The sequence below is a fragment of the Actinocorallia longicatena genome (assembly GCF_039534125.1).
Lineage (GTDB): Bacteria > Actinomycetota > Actinomycetes > Streptosporangiales > Streptosporangiaceae > Actinocorallia > Actinocorallia longicatena.
Genome location: NZ_BAAAUV010000008.1, coordinates 313,470 through 331,128, shown reverse-complemented (window position 1 = coordinate 331,128; position 17,659 = coordinate 313,470). Strand labels below are relative to the sequence as shown.

At 71.9% G+C, this 17,659-nt stretch carries 23 protein-coding genes; 8 read left to right on the top strand and 15 right to left on the bottom strand.

Going from position 1 to position 17,659, the window contains the following annotated elements; all coding sequences use genetic code 11:
• The first annotated feature begins 16 nt into the window (after positions 1-16).
• Positions 17-565, top strand: a complete 549-nt coding sequence (locus ABD785_RS19490; protein WP_344830069.1) for a (d)CMP kinase — start codon at positions 17-19, stop codon at positions 563-565.
• Here the strand turns inward: ABD785_RS19490 and ABD785_RS19485 are convergent.
• Positions 525-1,148 carry a DsbA family oxidoreductase gene (locus ABD785_RS19485; RefSeq protein WP_344830067.1) on the bottom strand — a complete coding sequence of 208 codons (624 nt, stop codon included), beginning with the start codon at positions 1,146-1,148 and terminating at the stop codon, positions 525-527. The genes ABD785_RS19490 and ABD785_RS19485 overlap by 41 nt on opposite strands.
• Before the next feature lie 95 nt (positions 1,149-1,243).
• Between ABD785_RS19485 and ABD785_RS19480 the strand changes: the two genes are divergently transcribed.
• The 5 genes from ABD785_RS19480 (at position 1,244) to ABD785_RS19460 (ending at position 4,383) form a co-directional block, all read left to right on the top strand.
• A complete protein-coding gene (locus tag ABD785_RS19480) occupies positions 1,244-2,167 on the top strand; it encodes an ABC transporter ATP-binding protein (protein ID WP_344830065.1) in 924 nt (307 codons plus the stop codon).
• Positions 2,164-2,982: an ABC transporter permease subunit gene (locus ABD785_RS19475; RefSeq protein ID WP_344830063.1), complete on the top strand. Its 819-nt coding sequence runs from the start codon at positions 2,164-2,166 to the stop codon at positions 2,980-2,982. The genes ABD785_RS19480 and ABD785_RS19475 overlap by 4 nt, the downstream gene beginning before the upstream one ends.
• A 52-nt stretch (positions 2,983-3,034) precedes the next feature.
• Entirely contained in the window at positions 3,035-3,409 is a 375-nt protein-coding gene (locus ABD785_RS19470; protein WP_344830060.1) for an FKBP-type peptidyl-prolyl cis-trans isomerase, read from the top strand.
• Positions 3,410-3,521: 112 nt separating this feature from the next.
• The gene (locus ABD785_RS19465; protein ID WP_344830057.1) at positions 3,522-3,899 is read left to right on the top strand and encodes a hypothetical protein; all 378 of its coding nucleotides are present in this window, start codon (positions 3,522-3,524) and stop codon (positions 3,897-3,899) included.
• Positions 3,900-3,909: 10 nt separating this feature from the next.
• Positions 3,910-4,383, top strand: coding sequence for a P-loop NTPase family protein (locus tag ABD785_RS19460; RefSeq protein ID WP_344830055.1), 474 nt, complete (start codon positions 3,910-3,912; stop codon positions 4,381-4,383).
• A gap of 5 nt (positions 4,384-4,388) precedes the next feature.
• Here the strand turns inward: ABD785_RS19460 and ABD785_RS19455 are convergent, their stop codons facing one another.
• Genes ABD785_RS19455 through ABD785_RS41355 form a run of 3 tightly spaced genes read right to left on the bottom strand, consistent with a single transcriptional unit; the run spans position 4,389 to position 5,337 of the window.
• Complete coding sequence (locus tag ABD785_RS19455; protein WP_344830053.1) at positions 4,389-4,985, bottom strand: hypothetical protein; 597 nt, start codon at positions 4,983-4,985, stop codon at positions 4,389-4,391.
• A gap of 20 nt (positions 4,986-5,005) precedes the next feature.
• Positions 5,006-5,185: a DUF397 domain-containing protein gene (locus ABD785_RS19450; RefSeq protein ID WP_344830050.1), complete on the bottom strand. Its 180-nt coding sequence runs from the start codon at positions 5,183-5,185 to the stop codon at positions 5,006-5,008.
• Complete coding sequence (locus ABD785_RS41355) at positions 5,182-5,337, bottom strand: hypothetical protein (RefSeq protein ID WP_425547790.1); 156 nt, start codon at positions 5,335-5,337, stop codon at positions 5,182-5,184. Before ABD785_RS41355 ends, ABD785_RS19450 begins: the two co-directional genes overlap by 4 nt.
• Before the next feature lie 48 nt (positions 5,338-5,385).
• On the opposite strand from ABD785_RS41355, the gene ABD785_RS19445 reads away from it, so the two are divergent.
• On the top strand, positions 5,386-5,619 hold the full coding sequence (locus ABD785_RS19445) for an ATP-binding protein (RefSeq protein ID WP_344830048.1): 234 nt from the start codon (positions 5,386-5,388) through the stop codon (positions 5,617-5,619).
• Between the two features lie 30 nt (positions 5,620-5,649).
• Here ABD785_RS19445 and ABD785_RS19440 read toward each other — a convergent pair whose 3' ends face one another.
• From ABD785_RS19440 to ABD785_RS19400, 9 genes are all read right to left on the bottom strand, one after another.
• Positions 5,650-6,540: a hypothetical protein gene (locus tag ABD785_RS19440; RefSeq protein WP_344830045.1), complete on the bottom strand. Its 891-nt coding sequence runs from the start codon at positions 6,538-6,540 to the stop codon at positions 5,650-5,652.
• On the bottom strand, positions 6,537-7,274 hold the full coding sequence (locus ABD785_RS19435) for a hypothetical protein (RefSeq protein WP_344830042.1): 738 nt from the start codon (positions 7,272-7,274) through the stop codon (positions 6,537-6,539). The genes ABD785_RS19440 and ABD785_RS19435 overlap by 4 nt, the downstream gene beginning before the upstream one ends.
• A 114-nt stretch (positions 7,275-7,388) precedes the next feature.
• Positions 7,389-9,299, bottom strand: a complete 1,911-nt coding sequence (locus ABD785_RS19430; RefSeq protein WP_344830040.1) for a WD40 repeat domain-containing serine/threonine protein kinase — start codon at positions 9,297-9,299, stop codon at positions 7,389-7,391.
• Positions 9,300-9,345: 46 nt separating this feature from the next.
• Positions 9,346-10,074: an endonuclease/exonuclease/phosphatase family protein gene (locus tag ABD785_RS19425; protein WP_344830037.1), complete on the bottom strand. Its 729-nt coding sequence runs from the start codon at positions 10,072-10,074 to the stop codon at positions 9,346-9,348.
• Between the two features lie 106 nt (positions 10,075-10,180).
• Positions 10,181-11,215, bottom strand: a complete 1,035-nt coding sequence (locus tag ABD785_RS19420) for a CU044_5270 family protein (RefSeq protein ID WP_344830035.1) — start codon at positions 11,213-11,215, stop codon at positions 10,181-10,183.
• Positions 11,212-11,808 carry an RNA polymerase sigma factor gene (locus ABD785_RS19415; protein ID WP_344830033.1) on the bottom strand — a complete coding sequence of 199 codons (597 nt, stop codon included), beginning with the start codon at positions 11,806-11,808 and terminating at the stop codon, positions 11,212-11,214. Before ABD785_RS19415 ends, ABD785_RS19420 begins: the two co-directional genes overlap by 4 nt.
• 108 nt (positions 11,809-11,916) lie before the next feature.
• Positions 11,917-13,080 carry a DUF6986 family protein gene (locus ABD785_RS19410; RefSeq protein ID WP_344830031.1) on the bottom strand — a complete coding sequence of 388 codons (1,164 nt, stop codon included), beginning with the start codon at positions 13,078-13,080 and terminating at the stop codon, positions 11,917-11,919.
• Positions 13,077-13,976 (bottom strand): aldose 1-epimerase family protein, encoded by a 900-nt coding sequence (locus tag ABD785_RS19405; protein WP_344830029.1) that lies wholly within the window; start codon positions 13,974-13,976, stop codon positions 13,077-13,079. Before ABD785_RS19405 ends, ABD785_RS19410 begins: the two co-directional genes overlap by 4 nt.
• 21 nt (positions 13,977-13,997) lie before the next feature.
• Positions 13,998-14,930, bottom strand: a complete 933-nt coding sequence (locus tag ABD785_RS19400; protein ID WP_344830027.1) for an AurF N-oxygenase family protein — start codon at positions 14,928-14,930, stop codon at positions 13,998-14,000.
• Positions 14,931-15,047: 117 nt separating this feature from the next.
• Between ABD785_RS19400 and ABD785_RS19395 the strand changes: the two genes are divergently transcribed.
• Positions 15,048-16,079 carry a dipeptidase gene (locus tag ABD785_RS19395; RefSeq protein ID WP_344830024.1) on the top strand — a complete coding sequence of 344 codons (1,032 nt, stop codon included), beginning with the start codon at positions 15,048-15,050 and terminating at the stop codon, positions 16,077-16,079.
• A gap of 25 nt (positions 16,080-16,104) precedes the next feature.
• Here the strand turns inward: ABD785_RS19395 and ABD785_RS19390 are convergent, their stop codons facing one another.
• Positions 16,105-16,614 carry an AllF/FdrA family protein gene (locus ABD785_RS19390; RefSeq protein WP_344830021.1) on the bottom strand — a complete coding sequence of 170 codons (510 nt, stop codon included), beginning with the start codon at positions 16,612-16,614 and terminating at the stop codon, positions 16,105-16,107.
• Positions 16,611-17,513: an oxamate carbamoyltransferase subunit AllH family protein gene (locus ABD785_RS19385; RefSeq protein ID WP_344830018.1), complete on the bottom strand. Its 903-nt coding sequence runs from the start codon at positions 17,511-17,513 to the stop codon at positions 16,611-16,613. Before ABD785_RS19385 ends, ABD785_RS19390 begins: the two co-directional genes overlap by 4 nt.
• Positions 17,514-17,659: the final 146 nt, after the last annotated feature.

Genomic DNA, 17,659 nt, shown 5'->3' with positions numbered 1-17,659 from the left:
TGAGACCATGGAAGGCATGGACCTGACCCCGGCGGCGCTGCTGGAGAGCACCCGGCCGTCGCTGGGCGCGATCCGGCTGATCGCCGTCGACGGTCCCAGCGCCGCGGGCAAGTCCACCTTCGCCCGCCGCCTGGCGGCCGCCCTGGACGCGCCGCTGCTCGGCTCGGACGAGTTCCCCGTCCCCTGGGACGGCGACCCGCTGGCCTGGTGGCCGCGGGCCGAGCCGCTCCTCGCGAAGCTGGCGGCCGGCCGTCCGGCCACGTTCCACCCCTACGACTGGCGCACCGGCGACCACGGCCCGGCCAGGGAGATCCCGGTCGCGGCCTTCCTCGTGCTGGAGGGTGTCGGGGCGGCCTGGCGGGGCTGCCCCGCGGCCCTGCGGATCTGGGTCGACGCCCCGCACGACGTCCGCCGCCGCCGGGCCGAACGGCGCGACGGACCGGCCATCCTCCCCTCCTGGGACGCCTGGTCGGTGCGCGAGCGGCACCACTTCACGACCGACGGCACCATCGCCGATCTGATCGTCACGCCAGATTCTCGGCCACTTCTTCGAGAGCGGAAGTGAACACCTCGGTCGGCTGAGCCCCCGAGACCCCCCACTTGCCCTCGAAGAGGAAGAAGGGAACGCCACTGATCCCGAGCGACTGCGCCCGTCCGATCTGCTCGCCCACCTCGGCCCTGCCCCGGTCGGAGGCCAGCAGCTCCGCGACGCCCGGGAGCCCCGCCTCCTCGCCGATCTTCGCGAGCGTCGCGGGGTCGGAGACGTCCCGCCCCTCGGCGTGGTGGGCCCGGAACAGCCGTGCCACGACCGCGTCCTGGACGCCCTGCTCCCCGGCGTACCAGCTCACCCGGTGGGCGTCGAAGCTGTTCACCCGCAGCGCCTTCTCGGGCTCGTACGGCAGATCCTCCGCCCCGGTCAGCGCCCGCAGCCTGGAGTGGGCGTTCGCGACCTGCTCGGAGCCGCCGAACTTCTCCTCCAGCCAGACGTCGGCCGGCCCCGGCGACGGGACCGGCGTGGACGGGTCGAGCTGGAACGGCCGCCAGACGATCTCCACCTCGCCGGGAAAGGCCGCCACCGCCTGGCGGAAACGGGCCTGTCCGAGGTAGCACCACGGGCATACGACATCAGAAAAGATCTCGATCTTCACAACGGTAGAAACCGGCTCACGTCGCGGTAAATTCCCGCCGATGGCTCCGCCATGATGGCGAGGCGCATCACGTTTCCGCTGGTAGACCGGGGTGCGTGATTACGGCGCAGGGTCTAACGAAACGCTATGGGGCGAAGCTGGCGGTCGATCATGTCGACTTCCAGGTGCGGCCCGGCATCGTCACCGGCTTCCTCGGCCCGAACGGTGCGGGCAAGTCCACCACGATGCGGATGATCCTGGGTCTCGACCGGCCCACGGCGGGGAGCGTCAAGGTCAACGGGAGGGACTACCGGGACCTGTCGGCGCCGCTCCGCGAGGTCGGCGCGCTGATCGACGCCAAGGCCGTCCACGGCGGGCGCAGCGCCTACAACCACCTGCTGTGCCTGGCGCAGTCCAACGCGATCCCCAGGCGCCGGGTCGACGAGGTGCTCGGGCTGGTCGGGCTCGGCGAGGTCGCCAAGAAGGCGTCGAAGGGGTTCTCTCTCGGCATGGGGCAGCGGCTCGGCATCGCGGGCGCGCTGCTCGGCGATCCGGGCGTGCTGATGTTCGACGAGCCGGTCAACGGCCTCGACCCCGAGGGCATCCTCTGGATCCGCAACCTCATGAAGGGGCTCGCCGCCGAGGGCCGGACGGTCTTCGTCTCCAGCCACCTGATGTCGGAGATGGCGCTGTCGGCCGAGCATCTGGTGGTCATCGGGCGCGGCCGGATCCTGTCGGACACGGGCGTCCAGGAGTTCATCGACGCCAACTCCGACCAGTACGTGATCGTCAGGACCCCGCAGCCGGACGTCCTCGGGCCGCGGCTCGTCAACCGGGGGATGTCGGTCGAGGTCCAGCCGGACGGGGCGTTCCTGGTGAAGGGCGGCGACGCCCGGACGATCGGCGACACCGCCGGTGAGGCGGGGGTCCGCCTGCACGAACTCTCCCCCGTCCAGGCCTCGCTCGAAGAGGCGTTCATGCACCTGACCGGCGACAGTGTCGAATACCACGCCGGTGTTCCGATGGGAGGCGGGCTGTGAGCACCGCGACCGTTCCGGCCGCGGGGGCCGTCAGGAAGCCGGGGTTCGGGAACGTCCTCGGCTCCGAATGGACCAAGATCCGGACCGTCAGGTCGACCTACTGGACGGGCCTCGGCACGCTGGCCGTCTCGATCGGGCTGAGCGCGGCGTTCGCGGCCCTGTTCGCGACGTCCTACGACAGCCTCGACGCCGAGGACCGGATCGCCTTCGATCCGACGGCCTTCGGGATGCTCGGCGCGAGCGTGTTCGGCATCCTGGTCATGGCCGTCTTCGGAGTGCTGGTGATCACACCGGAGTTCGCCACGGGCATGATCCGCACCTCGCTGACGGCGGTTCCCAAGCGCGGCAGGTACTTCGTCGCCAAGGCGCTCGTCCTGGTGCTGGTGGCCATGGTCATCGGCCTGGTCTCGACGTTCGTCTCCTACTTCCTCAGCCAGCTCATCTTCTCCTCGAAGCATCTCAACGGCTCGATCGGCGATCCCGGGGTGCTGCGCGCGGTCATCGGCGGCGGCCTGTACCTGGCGCTCGTCGGCCTGTTCGCCTACGCGCTCGGCGCGATCCTGCGGCACACCGCGGGCGCGGTCAGCCTGGCGCTGGGCATCGTCTTCGTGCTGCCGATCTTCGCGAACTTCCTGCCGGGCTCCTGGGGCAGGACCGTCGCGAAGTTCATGCCGTCCAACGCGGGCAGCGCGATCATGAACACCCATCCGCAGACCACCTCCCTCGCCCCCTGGACGGGCTTCGGCGTCTTCTGCCTCTACGTCGTGATCCTTCTCGTGATCGCCTACGTCCTCTTCGAGAAGCGCGACGCCTAGTGCTAGTAGCCTTGCTCGTTGTCCTTAACCACTCTGACTTGGAGCCTCACCGATGGCGCTTGAACGCCCCGAGATCGACTTCCCCGAGGGCACCCCGCCCAGCAACCTCGAGATCACCGACCTGAGCGTCGGCGACGGAGCCGAGGCCACCAAGGGCTCGACCGTGAGCGTCCACTACGTCGGCGTCGCCTTCTCCACGGGCGAGGAGTTCGACGCCTCCTGGAACCGCGGCAGCACCCTGGACTTCCCGCTCGGCACCGGCCGCGTCATCAAGGGCTGGGACATGGGCGTGCAGGGCATGAAGGTCGGCGGCCGCCGCAGGCTGGTCATCCCGCCGCACCTGGGCTACGGCGACCGCGGCGCCGGCGGCGCCATCAAGCCGAACGAGACCCTCATCTTCGTCGTCGACCTGGTCGGCGTGAACTAGCCTCCCCGCACTCCGCCGAGGCCCGCCTCCCCTCAGGGACGCGGGCCTCGCCGCGTTCCGGCGGACGATTCCGGCCAGGACATTTCGGACTGGTGCTGCCTAGACTCCGGGAATGACCCTTCGTAAGTGTGCCGCGGTGTCCGCGGCGAGCGTCCTCATCGGAACGGCCGCCGTGATCCTTCCCGCCTCTCCGGCAGCGGCGGCGTGCTCCATCTCGGTGAGCGCGCCGTTCAAGAGCGGGAACCAGGTCGTCGTGGGGGCGACGGTCTCCGGCTGCGGGAACTCGACGTACTTCGTGACGCTCTTCCGCTCCCGCACGGGACCGGACCAGGTCCTCGACAACTCGACTTATTTCTACGACGGCGGCGGCTCGGTGGCCTACTGGGCGCCGTGCAGCGGGACCGGGAAGTACTACGGCAGCCTCTCGACGTGGAACGGCTGGATCTCCAGCCACATCACCGACGGCCCCACGGTCAGCGTCTCCTGCTAGCGGAGACGGCGTGGAGCGGGTCGTGGTGCTCGGGCGGGGCGGCGCCGGGAAGTCGGTGTTCGCGGAGCGGCTGGGGCGGGCGCTGGGGCTGCCGGTCGTCGAGCTGGACGCACGGTTCTGGACGGACGGGCTCGCGCCGATGGCGAAGGACCGGTGGGCGGAGGTGCAGCGCGGCCTGGCCGGGGAGCCGCGCTGGATCCTCGACGGCGACCTCGGCCCGTACGACGTCCTGGAGATCCGGCTCGCGGAGGCCGACACGGTCATCGTGCTCGACTTCCCGCTCTGGCTGTGCGCGTGGCGCGCTCTGCGGCGTTCGCGCGAGAACCTCGCCTTCTGGCGGTGGGTGCTCTCCTACCGCCGGAGCGGCCTGCCCGTGGTCATGGCGGCCGTCGCCCGGCACGCGGGGCGGGCGGAGGTGCACGTGCTCCGCGGGCGCGGTGACGTCGAGCGGTTCTTCCGCGAGGACGGGCCGTTGCGGAGTTGAGGCGGTCACTCTCGCGGAACGGTGAGAGACGGCCGCGTCCAGAGGGTGAGATCGCTGCTGGTGGCGACCGCGAGAGTGCGGCCTGACGGGGAGAACCCGGCGGCGCGGAACGTCGAGCAGGAGACGTGGAGGACGTGCCACCAGCCGTCTCCCGGCATGTCGGTGTGGATGTCGCCACCGAAGGAGAGCAGGACGCGGTCGTCAGGCCACTCGGGAGTGACGACGTCCAGAGCCCAGCCATCAGGCGTCGTGTGATGGAGGCCGCCGCCGAAGAGCCCGGCGATGTGCACCCGGGTGCCCGCGACCGGGCCCAGGCCGGGGCAGGTCAGGTCCGATGAGGCGTCGGGTGTGCTGGTCTCGGGATCGGGATCGCGATCCCGGGCGATCTTCTCGCCGGTGGACGCGTCGAAGAGCCCGTGACCGTCCGCGGAGACGACCATGACGAGGTCACGGCCGTCCCTGGGATGAACGGCGAAGCCGATGCCCAGCAGCCCGCCGATCGGCGTCCTGCTGTCGAGCACCGGCTCCCAGGGCGGCGGAGCGGGGACGACCGGAGCCGACAGCAGCCGCTCACGCATCCGCCGCCGATACTCCGTGACCATCACTCCCCCGCCGTCGTTCCTCAGCCGCGCTTGACGCCGCCGACGAGCCCGGCGAACTGCCGCCCGCTCAACGTGAAATGCCCGAGCCGCGGATTCTTCGAATCCCGCACCGCCACGGTCGCCCGAGACTCTGCCAGCTCCACGCATGCCTCGTCGTTCACGCCGCTGCTGTGCGAACTCTTCCGCCAGACAATGCTCATTCGAAGACCTCCAACTGTCGTTCGATCAGCGCCCTGGTATCCGCGGCGGTCAGGGACTTCTCAGCGATCCGGTCGAAATCTATGGCGAGCTCACGAGCCTCGGAAGGTTCTCCCATAGGCCTGCCGCCTCTCGCCGCCCCTGCATAGACCACGTCCCGCTCCTCCAAACTGATCAGGCGGAACGGACCGTCCTGCCCGGGGTGCGCGATCGCGCAGGTCTGCTCGTCCAGCTCTGGGATCCGAGCCCGGCCCTGCCCCGGGCCCGTGCCGTCCGGGAACTGACCCTCGGCGAACTCGACGCGACCACCGCCGAGGCGTGGAACGAAGGCGGCGGCTGGGGGCTGCCGATCGTCCGGGCGCTGTCGGCGGACTGCGGCTACCGGCCGTCCCCTCCGGCCGGGAAGTGGGTGTGGGCGCGACTGGCCCGCCCCTGACCTCATCGACGCATGCCGGGAGCGGGCGGGTCAGGGCTTCTTCGAGAACTCCATGCGCAGCGGGTCCTTCTCCGACAGGACCATGACCGGGCCGTTTCCCGGGCTCCAGGAGTCGGCGACGAGGAAGGAGCGGCCTCCGCTGCGGGCGAGCAGGCGGAGCCCGGCGTAGCGGTAGCTGTAGGCGGCGTTCTTGCCGGTCAGCGGGGTCTCGGTGACACCGGGCGCGGAAAGGAAGAGGCGCTTCTGGCTGTAGACCGTCACGGCGCTGAGCCGGTGGACGCCGTCGGCGAGGCTCTCGGCCAGGGCGTACCCGCGCAGCGTCGCGTAGTTGGAGGTGCCCCAGAACAGGGTGACCAGGACGACGATGAGGACCATCGCCTGGAACAGCGGATCCCTGCCCTCGGGAATGGTGCCGCGCAAGTGGGAGCCGTAGTAGGTGAGCAGGAGCCCGCCGCCGATGCTGAACGGCCACAGCACGAACATCAGCTCCCGCAGCGCCGTGAGGTCGAGCCCGGCGGCCGCCTGGCCGAGCAGCCAGGCGGCGGCGGGCATGGCGATCCAGGCCGCGCTGAGGGCGATCAGCAGGACGCGCGCCGGGCGGTCGGCGGGGTCGGGGGAACGCAGCCGGGCCGCGAGCAGCCGGTCGAACTGGAGCCACGCCAGGCCGCACGCCGCGACGGTCAGCAGCAGGGTCAGGGCCGGGCCGACGCTCCTGAGCAGGTAGTCGCGCGTGGACTGGCCCAGGACGTCCTCGTCGATGCCGATCCGCCCGGCCATCACGTAGTCGCGCTGCCAGCCGAAGTACACCAGCAGCGCGGTGATGACCGTGATGTTGGCGACGAGCCCGATGATCCACCGGACCATCGAGCCGCCGCCCGGTGCCGCCTCGGCGGGATCCTCCTGGGGCGCGGGCCCGGTCACCGAACGCGTCCTCCGCCGCCGTCTCCCTGCAGCACCGGATCTCCGCCGCCCTGGTCATCGCCGCCCTGGTCGCCGGTGTCCGGATCGCTGGTGTTCGGATCGCCGGTGTCCGGATCGGTGTCGCCGGGATCGGCGGTCTCGGAAGGGGACTGGTCGTCGGTGGGCTTCCCCGGGCCGTCGCCGCCGGGATGGTCGGCGGGGCAGCGAGCGATCGTCGAGGGGGCCCGGTGGAGCAGGACGCTCCCGGCGACGGCGTAGATCTGGCAGGAGTACCAGCCGGACTCCGGATAGCCGGGGAAGCGGTAGGCCTTGAACAGGCGCAGCGCCGCCGTCTCGTCGCCCCGGCACATCGCGATACCCGCGCGCAGGATCGTCGCTTCGTTCAGGTCGATGGGGGAGATCGCATCCTCGCCGAGGGAGAGGTTTCCCTCGAGGATCTCCTCGGCGGCGTCGCACTTGCCGTCGATGATGTCCTGGTAGATGGGGCCGACGGCTGCCTCAAGGCCGTTGTCGCCGCCGGGCAGGCTCCAGGGGTAGTTCTTCTTCTCCGGCTCCGGTTTCCTCCGGGTGCCCGGATCGTTCTTGTTCTTCGGGCCCTGGCCCTGGACCGTCCGGTCCTTCCTCGTGTCGGGTCGTGCCGTGGGGTCGGCGTCCGCCGGGTCGCCCCCGGCGTCCTCGCACCCGGTCAGCAGTGTGATGGTGAGCAAAACGGCCCCGATGCGTCGCCTCGCCATGAGCAAGCATCCGTCCTGTCGCGGAACCCCGTGGCACTCACGGTAGGCAGCGGACGGCGCCGATTCCGCCTCTTTCCCGCAACGGAACTCTCACGACGGCCCTTCCCGGCGGGCTCAGGACGTCGTCCAGAGGATCGCGGTGTCGTCGGCGCTCCCCGTCGCGAGGGTCGTGCCGTCGGGGGCGAAGGCGACGGTGTAGACGTCCTCCTTGTGGGCGGTGAGCGTGGTGATGAGGGTGCGGTCCGCGGTGTTCCAGAGCTTGGCGCGGCGGTCGGTGCTGGCCGTCGCCAGGAGGGTGCCGTCGCGGTTGTAGGCGAGGGCGTAGACGTCGTCCTCGTGGCCGGACAGGGTGGCGGTGAGGGCGTGGGTGGCGGCGTTCCACAGCTTCACGGTGTTCTCTCCGCTGCCGGTGGCCAGGGTGGTGCCGTCGGGGCTGAACGCCACGGACAGGACCCAGTTCTCGAAGTCGTCGAGGGTCGTGATCAGGGAGCGGGCGGGGATGTTCCACAGCTTGGCGGTCTTGTCGGTGCTGCCGGAGGCGAGGGTGGCGCCGTCGGGGCTGAACGCGACCGCGTAGACGTCGTCCTTGTGGCGGGCGAGGGTCGTGACGGTGTTCCCCGCGACGTCCCAGAGCTTGACGGTCTTGTCGGCGCTGCCGGAGGCGAGGGTGGCGCCGTCGGGGCTGAACGCGACCGCGAAGACCGAGTTGTCGTGGTCGGTCAGGGTGGTCCTGAGGGTGTGGTCGGCGGTGTTCCACAGGCGGACGGTGCGGTCGGATCCGCCGGAGGCCAGGAGGGTGCCGTCGGGGCTGTACGCGACGGCGAACACCGAGTCCCGGTGGCCGGTCAGGGTGGTGATGAGGGCCCCGCTCGCGACGTCCCAGAGCTTGACCGTCTTGTCGGTGGCGCCGGTCGCGAGGGTCTTCCCGTCCGGGCTGAACGCCACCGAGTAGACGTCCTTCCTGTGGCCGGTCAGGGTGGCGCGCAGCCGTGCCGTGACCGGGAGCGGGGGCGTGCTCGTCGCGGGGACCGCGGAGGGGCGCTTCGGGGTCTTCGGATCGTCGTCGCCGAGCGCGTAGACGAGGACGGGCACGGCGGCCGCGGCCAGGCCGGTGGCCGCCGCGGCGGCGATGAAGGTCCGGCGGGAGGGGCCGCGGACGGGTTCGGCGGGGGCCGCGGCCTCGCTGCGGGTGCGCGGGACCTCGGCTCCGCCGGCGACGGCGCGCAGGAGCGTGTCGGCCTCCTCCGCCGTCATCCGGGCGGCGGGGTCCTTGCGCAGCAGCCCGCCGAGGAGGGGCGCGAGCGGACCCGCGTGCTCGCCGGGGGCGGGGACGCCGCGGTTGATGGCCAGGAACAGGGCGCTGGGGGCGGCGGCCTCGAACGGCGCCCTGCCCTCGACGGCCGTGTAGAGGGTCGCGCCGAGGGACCACAGGTCCGTCGCCGCGGTGACCGGCGCGGCGGCGACCTGCTCGGGCGACATGTAGCTCGGCGTGCCCAGCAGCGATCCGGTGTGGGTGAGCTTGGCCTCGCCGTCGACCGCGGCGATGCCGAAGTCGGTGAGGACGACCCGGTCGCCCTCGAGGAGGACGTTCGCGGGTTTCACGTCGCGGTGCACGACGCCCGCGGTGTGGGCGACGCGCAGCGCCGCCAGCATCTGGACGCCGATCCCGGCCACCTCGGCGGGCGGCAGGCGTCCCCGCTCGGCGAGGAGGTCCTCCAGCGACCGGCCGTCGACGAGTTCCATGACGATCCAGGGCAGCCCCTCGTCGTCGGCGACCTGGTCGTGGACGGTGACGATGCCCGGATGCTTGAGCCTCGCCGCGGCCAGCGCCTCGCGTTCCATCCGGGCGAACAGGCGCCCGCGCAGCGGCTCCACGAGCCCGTCGGGCAGGGTGAGCTGCTTGAGCGCCACCTCGCGGTGCAGCCGCTGGTCGACGGCGAGCCACACCACGCCCATGCCGCCCCGGCCGAGGAGCGACACCACCTCGTACCGCCCCGCCACCAGTTCCCCAGCACCGATCGCCATGCCCGTACCGTAACGGCCGATTCCGGCGGCGTCCGGGCATCGGAGACTATGGGGGTTGGAGTTCGGCGGCGATCCCGAAGTGGTCGGAGAGGTAGGCGGTGCGGCCGCGCGCCAGGCGCACCTCGTCGCGCATGACGAGCCGGGCCCGTCCCTTCAGCCCGCGCGTGTAGACCTGGTCGAGGGCGGGCGGCGACGGCCATTTCGCCGTCGGCCGGAAGGTCGGTTCGGTCCGCCCCTCCAAAAGGTCGGTGACCCCGGCCGCCGCCGCGAACGCGGCGAGCTCGGACGACTCCCGCGGCACGTTGAAGTCCCCGGCGACGACCACCCGTCCGCCGATCCCGGCGACGACCTCCCCCAGCCGCGCCAGCTCCCCCCGCTGCACCCCCGAGTACCGGTTCCCCGCCGACCAGTCCCCGTCCCGGTTGGCCGTCAGATGGGTGTTCACCACGGTCACGTCCCCGAAGGGCGCCCGCACCTCCACCCGCTGGACGCCCTTGCGCATCAGCCACTCCCCCCGCACCGGCCGCCCCACCGCGTACCCCCGGAACCCGCCCCCGCCCACCGGCCACCGCGACAGCACGACCAGCCCGCCCCGGACCAGCCCCCTCCCCTCGGCCACCCGATGCGCGAACCCCCCGCCCACCAGCCCGATATCGGCCCGGAACACCAGCTCCTGGAGGCACACCACGTCGTAGGCGTCCAGCAGCCCGCCCAGCACCCGCAACCGGGCCCGCCGCTCTCCCCGCATCAGCACGTTCAACGTCAGCAGCCGCATCCCGCCAAAATAGCCGCGTTGATCTCGCGGGAGGGTGCGGTGCTCGGGGAGGCCTTCGCCGGGCCGTCCTGAAGGGCCGGACGGCGTCCGGCCCTTCAGGAGCGGGTCAGGGGCGGTCGCCGGGGGCGGGGACGAGGCCCGAGGCTTCGAGGGACTGGTCGGCCAGGACGGTTCCCGCCTTGATGGTGAGGTCGGGGGCGGTGCCGCCCGGGGACGGTGACGGGGACGCGTGGCCCGCCTTGACGGCGGGCGCGGGGAGGGTGTGGTCGGCGGTGGCGACGACGCGCCAGCCGAGGTAGGAGTAGGTGCCCTTGGCGAGGATGAACTCCTCGGCGTGGCGGCCCGGGGAGGCGGAGGTGCGGATCACCGAGATGCCGGGGCGGCCGAGGGAGTCGGCCGTGCCCTCCTTGACGGTGACGCCCGGGATCTTCGCGACGGCGCGGTAGATGGTGGCGCGCATCGACTTCGGCAGGGTGGCGCCGTCGTCGAGGAAGCCGCTGAGCCGCCGGAACACCCACTGGTCGCGCTCGTCCGCCGACGGGAAGGTCTGCTTCCACTCGGCCATGTAGGAGTCGGCGCGCTTCGTCATGAAGGCCAGCAGCGCGGCCGGGTCCCTGGGGAGGGTGCGGAAGTAGTCGTACCACTGGGTGGGCGTGCGCTCCTCGCTGTCGGTGTTGTGCTTCACCCACTTCTCGTCCCGGATCCGCAGCTTGCCCGAGTCGTCCGGGCCGGGGTCGCGGGTGGCGGTCTTCAGCCCGTCGAACCGCTGCCAGGACTCCGTGTGGTGCGTCCACTCCGGGAGGTGCTCGCCCTGCGGCTGGTAGACCTTGGTGTAGAGCCACTGGTGCGGTCCCGGGCGCACGTCGGGCTCCTTCTCGGCCGCCGCGGCGGCGGACTCCAGGAACCGGCCGACGCTCACCGGCCTCATCCCGTCCGTACCCGCGTCGCCGAGCACCACGATTCCGGCGGCGAGAACGGCGGCGGCGGCCGTCGCGGCCAGGCCCAGCCGCCAGGCCGGACGGAGACGGGGCGCGGGCCGGGCGGCCTCCGCCAGCAGCAGCGCCCGGCCGGGAGCGAGGCCGCCCCGGTCGGCGAGCGGAACCTCGGCGCGGAAGGCGCGCACCTGATCGATGTCGTTCATCGGGAGAACTCCTCTTGGGGGATCGTCGGATCGCATCCGCCCAGCGCCTCGCGTACTTTTCTTCGAGCCCTGCTCAGCCGGGACCTGACCGTCCCGATCGGGATGCCCAGCGCCTCGGCGGCCTGCTCGTAGGTCAGGTCCGCCCAGGCCACGAGCAGCAGCACCTCCCGGTCACCGGCGGAGAGGCCCCCGAGGGCCTCCGCCAGCGCCCGGGACACCGCGCCCGCGCTCACCTTCGCGTCGCTGCGCTCGGTGTGGGACTCCACGACCGGGTCGACGCCGGTGCGGGCCAGCGCCCGCAGCATCCGGACCTCCGATCTCCGGTGCTTGCCGATCAGGTTCGCCGCGATCCCGTACAGCCACGGACGGGCGTCCGGCCGGGCGAGGTCGTAGCGCGACCGCTGCCGGAACGCGGCGAGGAAGGTCTCGGCGACCAGGTCGTCGGCGGCCTGGTCACCGAGCCGCCGCGCCACGTACCGGTGGATCGGCGCGGCATGACGGTCGTAGAGGCCGGCGAAGGCCTCGGGCTCATGCCGGGACTGCTCGATCAAGGACGCGTCGTCGGGCGGCGCGCTCCCGCTCCCTGCAGTCATGCGGCTCCGTTCTCCGGGGTTCATCCGTGCGAGGCGAATCGGCACGGTCTCCCCGTCTTCACCCGCGGCCCCCGAAAGAGTTCTCGGGCCGGGTGAAGAAGTGAAGAACTAGAGCGCGGAGGGGTCCAGGGCGCCGCAGGCGATGCCTCGCTTGAGGCGGGCCGTGAGGGACTGGATGGTGGTGGTGGGCGGGGTGCCGGAGGCCTGCCAGGCGCGGATCTTGCCGATGGCCTCTTCGGCTCCGGTCAGGTGGAAGTCGTAGAGGGTGGCGTAGCGGGCCGGCAGGTGGGCCGGGTGGAGGTCCCAGCCCTGGTAGTAGCCGTGGTTGAGGGAGTGGCGGACCTGCTTGGAGTGGGTCTGCCAGGTGGAGGTGACCTCGTCGGCGCCGTCGTCGCGCGGGGAGAGGTTCGGCGGGCCGTCCGACAGCCGCACGGGGGTGTCGGCCGTCGCTACCTGGAGGAGGTGGCGGGCGTGGTCGCAGGCCGGGTGGTCCAGCCGCTGCTGCTCCGGCGGGAGGTCGAGCGCGAGGGCGTAGGAGGTCGCGCCGAAGTGCAGGGTCTGGACGCGTCCCGCCGCGGCCTTGAGGATGTCGGCGGCCACCGGCAGCGCCGACGGATGGTCGAGCTGGAGCTCGCAGTGCAGGGTCTTCGACGGCAGGCCCAGCGAGGACTCCAGCCGGTCGAGGTAGTCGGCGAACACCATCACCTGGTCGGGCCCGAGGACGTCGGGGACGCCGATGACGAACCCGCCCGGCAGCCGTCCCAGCCGGTCGCGGAGCGAGGTCAGGAAGCCGTCGATGGTGCGCAGCGACCGCGCGGCCGACGCCAGCGACTTGACCCGGATCCCCCAGAAGTGGGGCAGCTGCTGCGACTGGTAGGCGCCCGCGACGGCCTCGACGACCTGCGCGATGTCGGCGTCCTCCTCATCGTCGGGACGGGCGCCGTAGGCGTCGGAGAAGTCGATGCGCAGGTCCTCGACCGGATCCTTGGCGAGTTTCGCCGCGACCCTGGCGCGGATCACCCCGGCCAGGGACGGGTCGAGCATGAAGGTGGCGCCGAACGAGCCGTCTCCCGGCGTGTGCTTGTTCAGCAGGCGGAGAGCCTCGGCGCCCAGGTCGGGCGCGGTCGTCCGGGAGAACCGGTCCGCCGGGACGAACACGGTGTGCACGGGTTGACGGCCTTCGACCCGTCCCGGGTGACGGCGGGCGTGGGCGGCGGTGGCGGCGCGGAACCGCTCCGTCAGGTCGTCGGTCTTCGTCACGCTGAGGTTCACAAGGAGATGATCCCCCAAGATCCGCCAAAAGTGTCCCCCGGCTTGAGAGTGATCAGATCGACACCTGAGTTGAAGGCGTTCGGCGGGCACGTCATCGGCTCGGCCGCGATGCCCGCCCTGCGGTCGCCGCCGCCGAGGTCGTCGGCGGTGTAGAGCTGGAGCCACGGGTGGGACTCGTCGGCCCACAGCCCCACGGTCCGTCCGCCACCGGACAGGCCGACCCAGGTCCTGCCGTCGCTGAAGGGCAGGTCGGTGTAGGCGGTGTCGATGCGCCGGTCGCCGAACACGCCGCCCGCCGACAGGTCGAGCGGGGTCCCCGCGACGGGCACCGGCAGGCCCGAGGGGATCAGCCGCTCGTTGACCGGCTGGTAGCGGACGCCGCCGAAGGTCACCACGCACTCGTCCAGCGGCAGGCCCACGGTCAGGTAGGGGTGGGCGCTCTGGCCGTAGGGGGCGTTGCGGGTGCCGGAGTTGGTCGCCGACAGCCGCACGTTCAGGCCGTCGGCGGCCAGGGTGTACACCGCGGTGAGGTCGAGGCGGAAGGGGTAACCCGGCCGGCCCAGCAGCCGGTGGGTGAGCGTCACCGAGGAATCCGTCCGTTCGGCGAGGTTCCATGACTCCCAGCGGACCAGCCCGTGGATGGCCGTCTCACGGCTCGGCTCGTTGATCTCCAGCCGCTGCGCGACGCCCTCGAAGGTGTAGGTGCCGTGGTCGACGCGGTTCGGCCACGGCGCCAGGAGCTGCCCGAACCCGGCGGGGGTCACCTCGTCGGGATCGTGGGGAAGGATGAGCGGCAGCCCGTCCCAGGTGAGGGAGCGCAGGCCCGCGCCCTGCTCGGTGATCACCGCCTCGTACGGTCCCGAGGCGATCGTGTACTGGGTCCCCGACAGAGTCATGGTGACCATTGTCCCGGAACGTCAGGGCTGCAAGATCCCGTAGTGCTGCCACACTTTCCTAGCCGGGCCGTCCAGGAGACCCACCTCCTCGAAGAAACCCATCGTCCGGCGGAACATCCAGGCGACGGTCTCGCGCCGGTGCGGGCTGGCCGCCGCGGCCCGCGCGGCCTCCTTCGGATCGAGCCCGATCCCGCTGTAGCAGGACGGATGGATGAGCGCCCGCGAGATCTCGTACGCCCCCGGGCTGATCATCAGCGCGTAGGCGCGGCGCCGGGCCGGCGACAGGTTCGCGACCTGGCGCTTCAGTTCCTCCCGCGCGTACTTGATGTGGCGTGACTCCTCGATGACATGGATTTTGCAGACCTGCCGGACGAGCGGCTGGAGGTCGGAGTCGGCCATGATCGCCCGCTGGAGGGTGTCGGTGGTCTCCTCGACGACCAGCACCATCGAGAACTTCTGGACGGGCTGGTAGATCCCGCCGATGACCTTGCCCGCCTGGTACATCCACTGAGGCGGCCGGGTGGCGCGCAGGCCCAGGGTGCGGATCAGCCGCGCGAACATCATCGAGTGACGGCACTCGTCGGCGATCTCGGTGAGGGCGTAGGCGACGTCCTTGCTGTCGACCTCGCGCCGCCAGGCGTGCAGCACCAGGGCCTGCATCAGCATGAGCTCGGCGTAGATGCCGTAGGACATCGTGCTGGCCAGCTCCCGCCGGGACAGCTCGATCCGCTGCGCCCGGGTCAGCCCGTCCCACAGCGGTGTCTCGAACAGCGACACGCACTCGGGCGGCATGAAGAAGCGATCGGGTTCGACCGGGGTGTCCCACGCGACGTCGACGTCGGGGTCGAAGGAGTGCTTGCGCGACGTGCTGAGCAGCCGTTCGGCCACGACCTCGCGGTCCATCAGGTCGAGCGTGTGGTCGCCGTCCTTGCAGTGGATCACCGCGGTGCTCATCCAGCCCCCTTACAGTGTACGAAAATCCGTCGGGCCCATGGGACCACGCCCACCCGGGCCCTGTCGAGGGTGAGCCGTCTCACCTTGCGAGAATGAAAGTGATCGAGGGGAGCACCGATGCCGGACGCGCCTGACGCCGGGGCCCTGGTGGCCGACGCCCACAACGACCTGCTCATGGCGGTCGCCGCCCGGCCCCCGCGCCGCTGGGCGTCCTTCTTCGCCGAGCGGTGGCTGCCCCAGCTCCGCGCGGGCGGGGTGCGGCTGCAGATCCTCCCCGTCTTCATCGACGACGTCTTCCGGCCCGAGGGCGCGCTCCGCGAGACCCTGCGGATGATCGAGTGCGCGCACCGGATCGCCGAGGGCAACCCCGGCGAGGTCAGCCTCTGCCTGGACGGCGCTCAGATCGAGGCCGCCCTCGCCCAGGACCGGATCGCACTGGTCCTGGCTCTGGAGAGCGCACCCGGCCTCGACGCGAACGTCGAGCTGCTGGCCACCGTGCACCGGCTCGGGGTCCGCGTCGCCTCCATCGCCCACTGGGGCAGGACGCCGCTGGCCGACGGCAGCGGCGAGGACGCCACCGGCAGCCGGCTGACCGCCGCCGGGGTCGAGGCGCTGGCCGAGATGGAACGCCTCGGCATCGTCTTCGACGTCTCCCACCTGGGTGCGAGCGGGGTGGAGCACGTCCTGGAGCTGGCGACCAGGCCGGTCATCGCCACCCACTCCAGCGCCCGGGCGCTCCGCGACCATCACCGCAACCTCACCGACGAGCAGATCCGCGGCATCGCGGCCACCGGCGGGATCGTGTGCGTGAACTTCCTGCCCGGCTTCCTCGCCGACGACCCGTCCGGCTACACCCTCGACCGGCTCGCCGAGCACATCGAGCACGTCGCCGCCGTGGCGGGCGCCGACCAGGTCGGCCTCGGCCCCGACTTCATCCGCGAAGTCCTCGCCGACGTGACCCCGCCCTGCTGTGAGGAGCCCTTCGACGGCGCCGGGTTCGACGTGAACGCGGAACTGCCCGGCCTCTCCGGCCCGCGCGGCTTCCCGCTCCTGGCCGGGAGGCTCCGCGAGCGGGGCCACTCCGGAGAGGCCGTCGCGAAGATCCTCGGCGGCAACCTCCGGCGCGTCCTCGTCCGCGATCTGCGATAGGGGCATGGCGGAAATCGCCCAACGGTCAGGCCTCCAGGCGGGCGAGCGCCGACTCCTCCTCGCCGGGGGCGGCCGAGACCACAGGTGTTGCCAAACGGCGCGCCGCCTCCCGGAGCAGAGCGGACACCTCAGGAGTGGGCGGTTCGGCGGCGATGACGATCAGCGCGATGGCGGGGTCTGCGTCAAGAGCTGCCAAAGCCTGGAGCGTTGAGCGGCCGCACACCGCGGCCGAAAGATCCCTGCTGCCGACCGACAGCAGCCGCCCGCCCTCCCCCGACGCCGCCAGGAGGACGAGGATCCGGTCGGTGGCGACCGGGGAGACCCCGACGACGCCGCAGCGGCCCGATCCCAGCCGTCCGGGATGCGAACCCGGCCCGAGCACGAGGGCGCCGTGCCGGGCCGCCTCGTCCTTGAGCGCGATCTCCTGGGTGAGCGTCAGCTCCTCCCCCGGCAGCGCCACGTCACGCCCCCGCCGCACCACGGCGAGGGCCTCGAGGAAGGCCCCTGAGCCCCGAACCTGAACAGCCTCGGTCATGCAGTGACTCGGCGGGAGGCCGCGGCCTCGCAGAGGGAGAGCGTCGCCTTGCATCCGGCCAGCAGGCCCCAGGCGACGTCGGGGCCGGAGTTGCGGCCCGTGCTCATCAGCCGGCGCACGGCCGGGACCAGGGACTCCTGGCCCGCGAGACCTCTCAGCACCGCGGCCGCCTCGCCCGCGGCCTGCCCGCGCGCCGCGCAGTGCAGCAGCGACGCCGACAGCGACGTGGTGCGGGTCTGGGCGTCGGCGGTGACCGCCGCGCCGAGCCAGTCGGCCAGCCAGATGGCGCGCGAGCCGCCGTCGAGGGAGCCGCCGAGCAGGCGCAGCGACAGCAGCAGGCCCGCGATGACGTCGTCGCCGCTCGGGGTCAGGCCCGGCCCGAGGCCCACGATCTTCTCCGCCGCGAGGACGGCGTGCGCGAGGTCGCCCGCGGCGCAGCGCTCGGCCAGCAGGCGCGGCCCCGGGTGCCCGGCCAGCCCGCACGAGGAGACGTCCAGGCCGGACTCGAGCTGCATCGCGCCCTGCCTCAGCCGCGAGGTCGACACGGGGCCCAGCACGGGGCTCGGGTCCCACCAGCGCTTCACGCGCACGCGCAGGGTCCCCGCCTCGGCGTGGCCGTCGCCCACCCAGCCGTCGTCGCCTTCGCGGACCCCGGCGAACGGGCCCCACCTGCCGTTGGACGGCACGACGATCGCGTTCGCCGGGCGGGCCACGGACTCGGACCCGACCAGGGCCACCACGCGCGGCTCGTTACCGCTCTTGAGCTGGAGGTACACGGAGCTGGGGAACACCGCGATGACCTTGGCGGCTCTTCTCGGCCGCTCCACCGCCTCCCGTACCGCCAGGCTCGCAGCTCCGGGAACCGGCGCGCGGGTCGGCTCGGGGCTGGACTCAGCCATGACAAGCTGCGGAATGGTCACCGGAAAGCCCCTCCGTTGGGTTGGCGTTGGCTGGACGTTAACCCGTCACACCAAGATCGCCGTATGGAAGAAGTTGCCAAGAGGACTTGTCTTTCTTCGTCTTTCTTGTGAGGGTTATTCGCGTC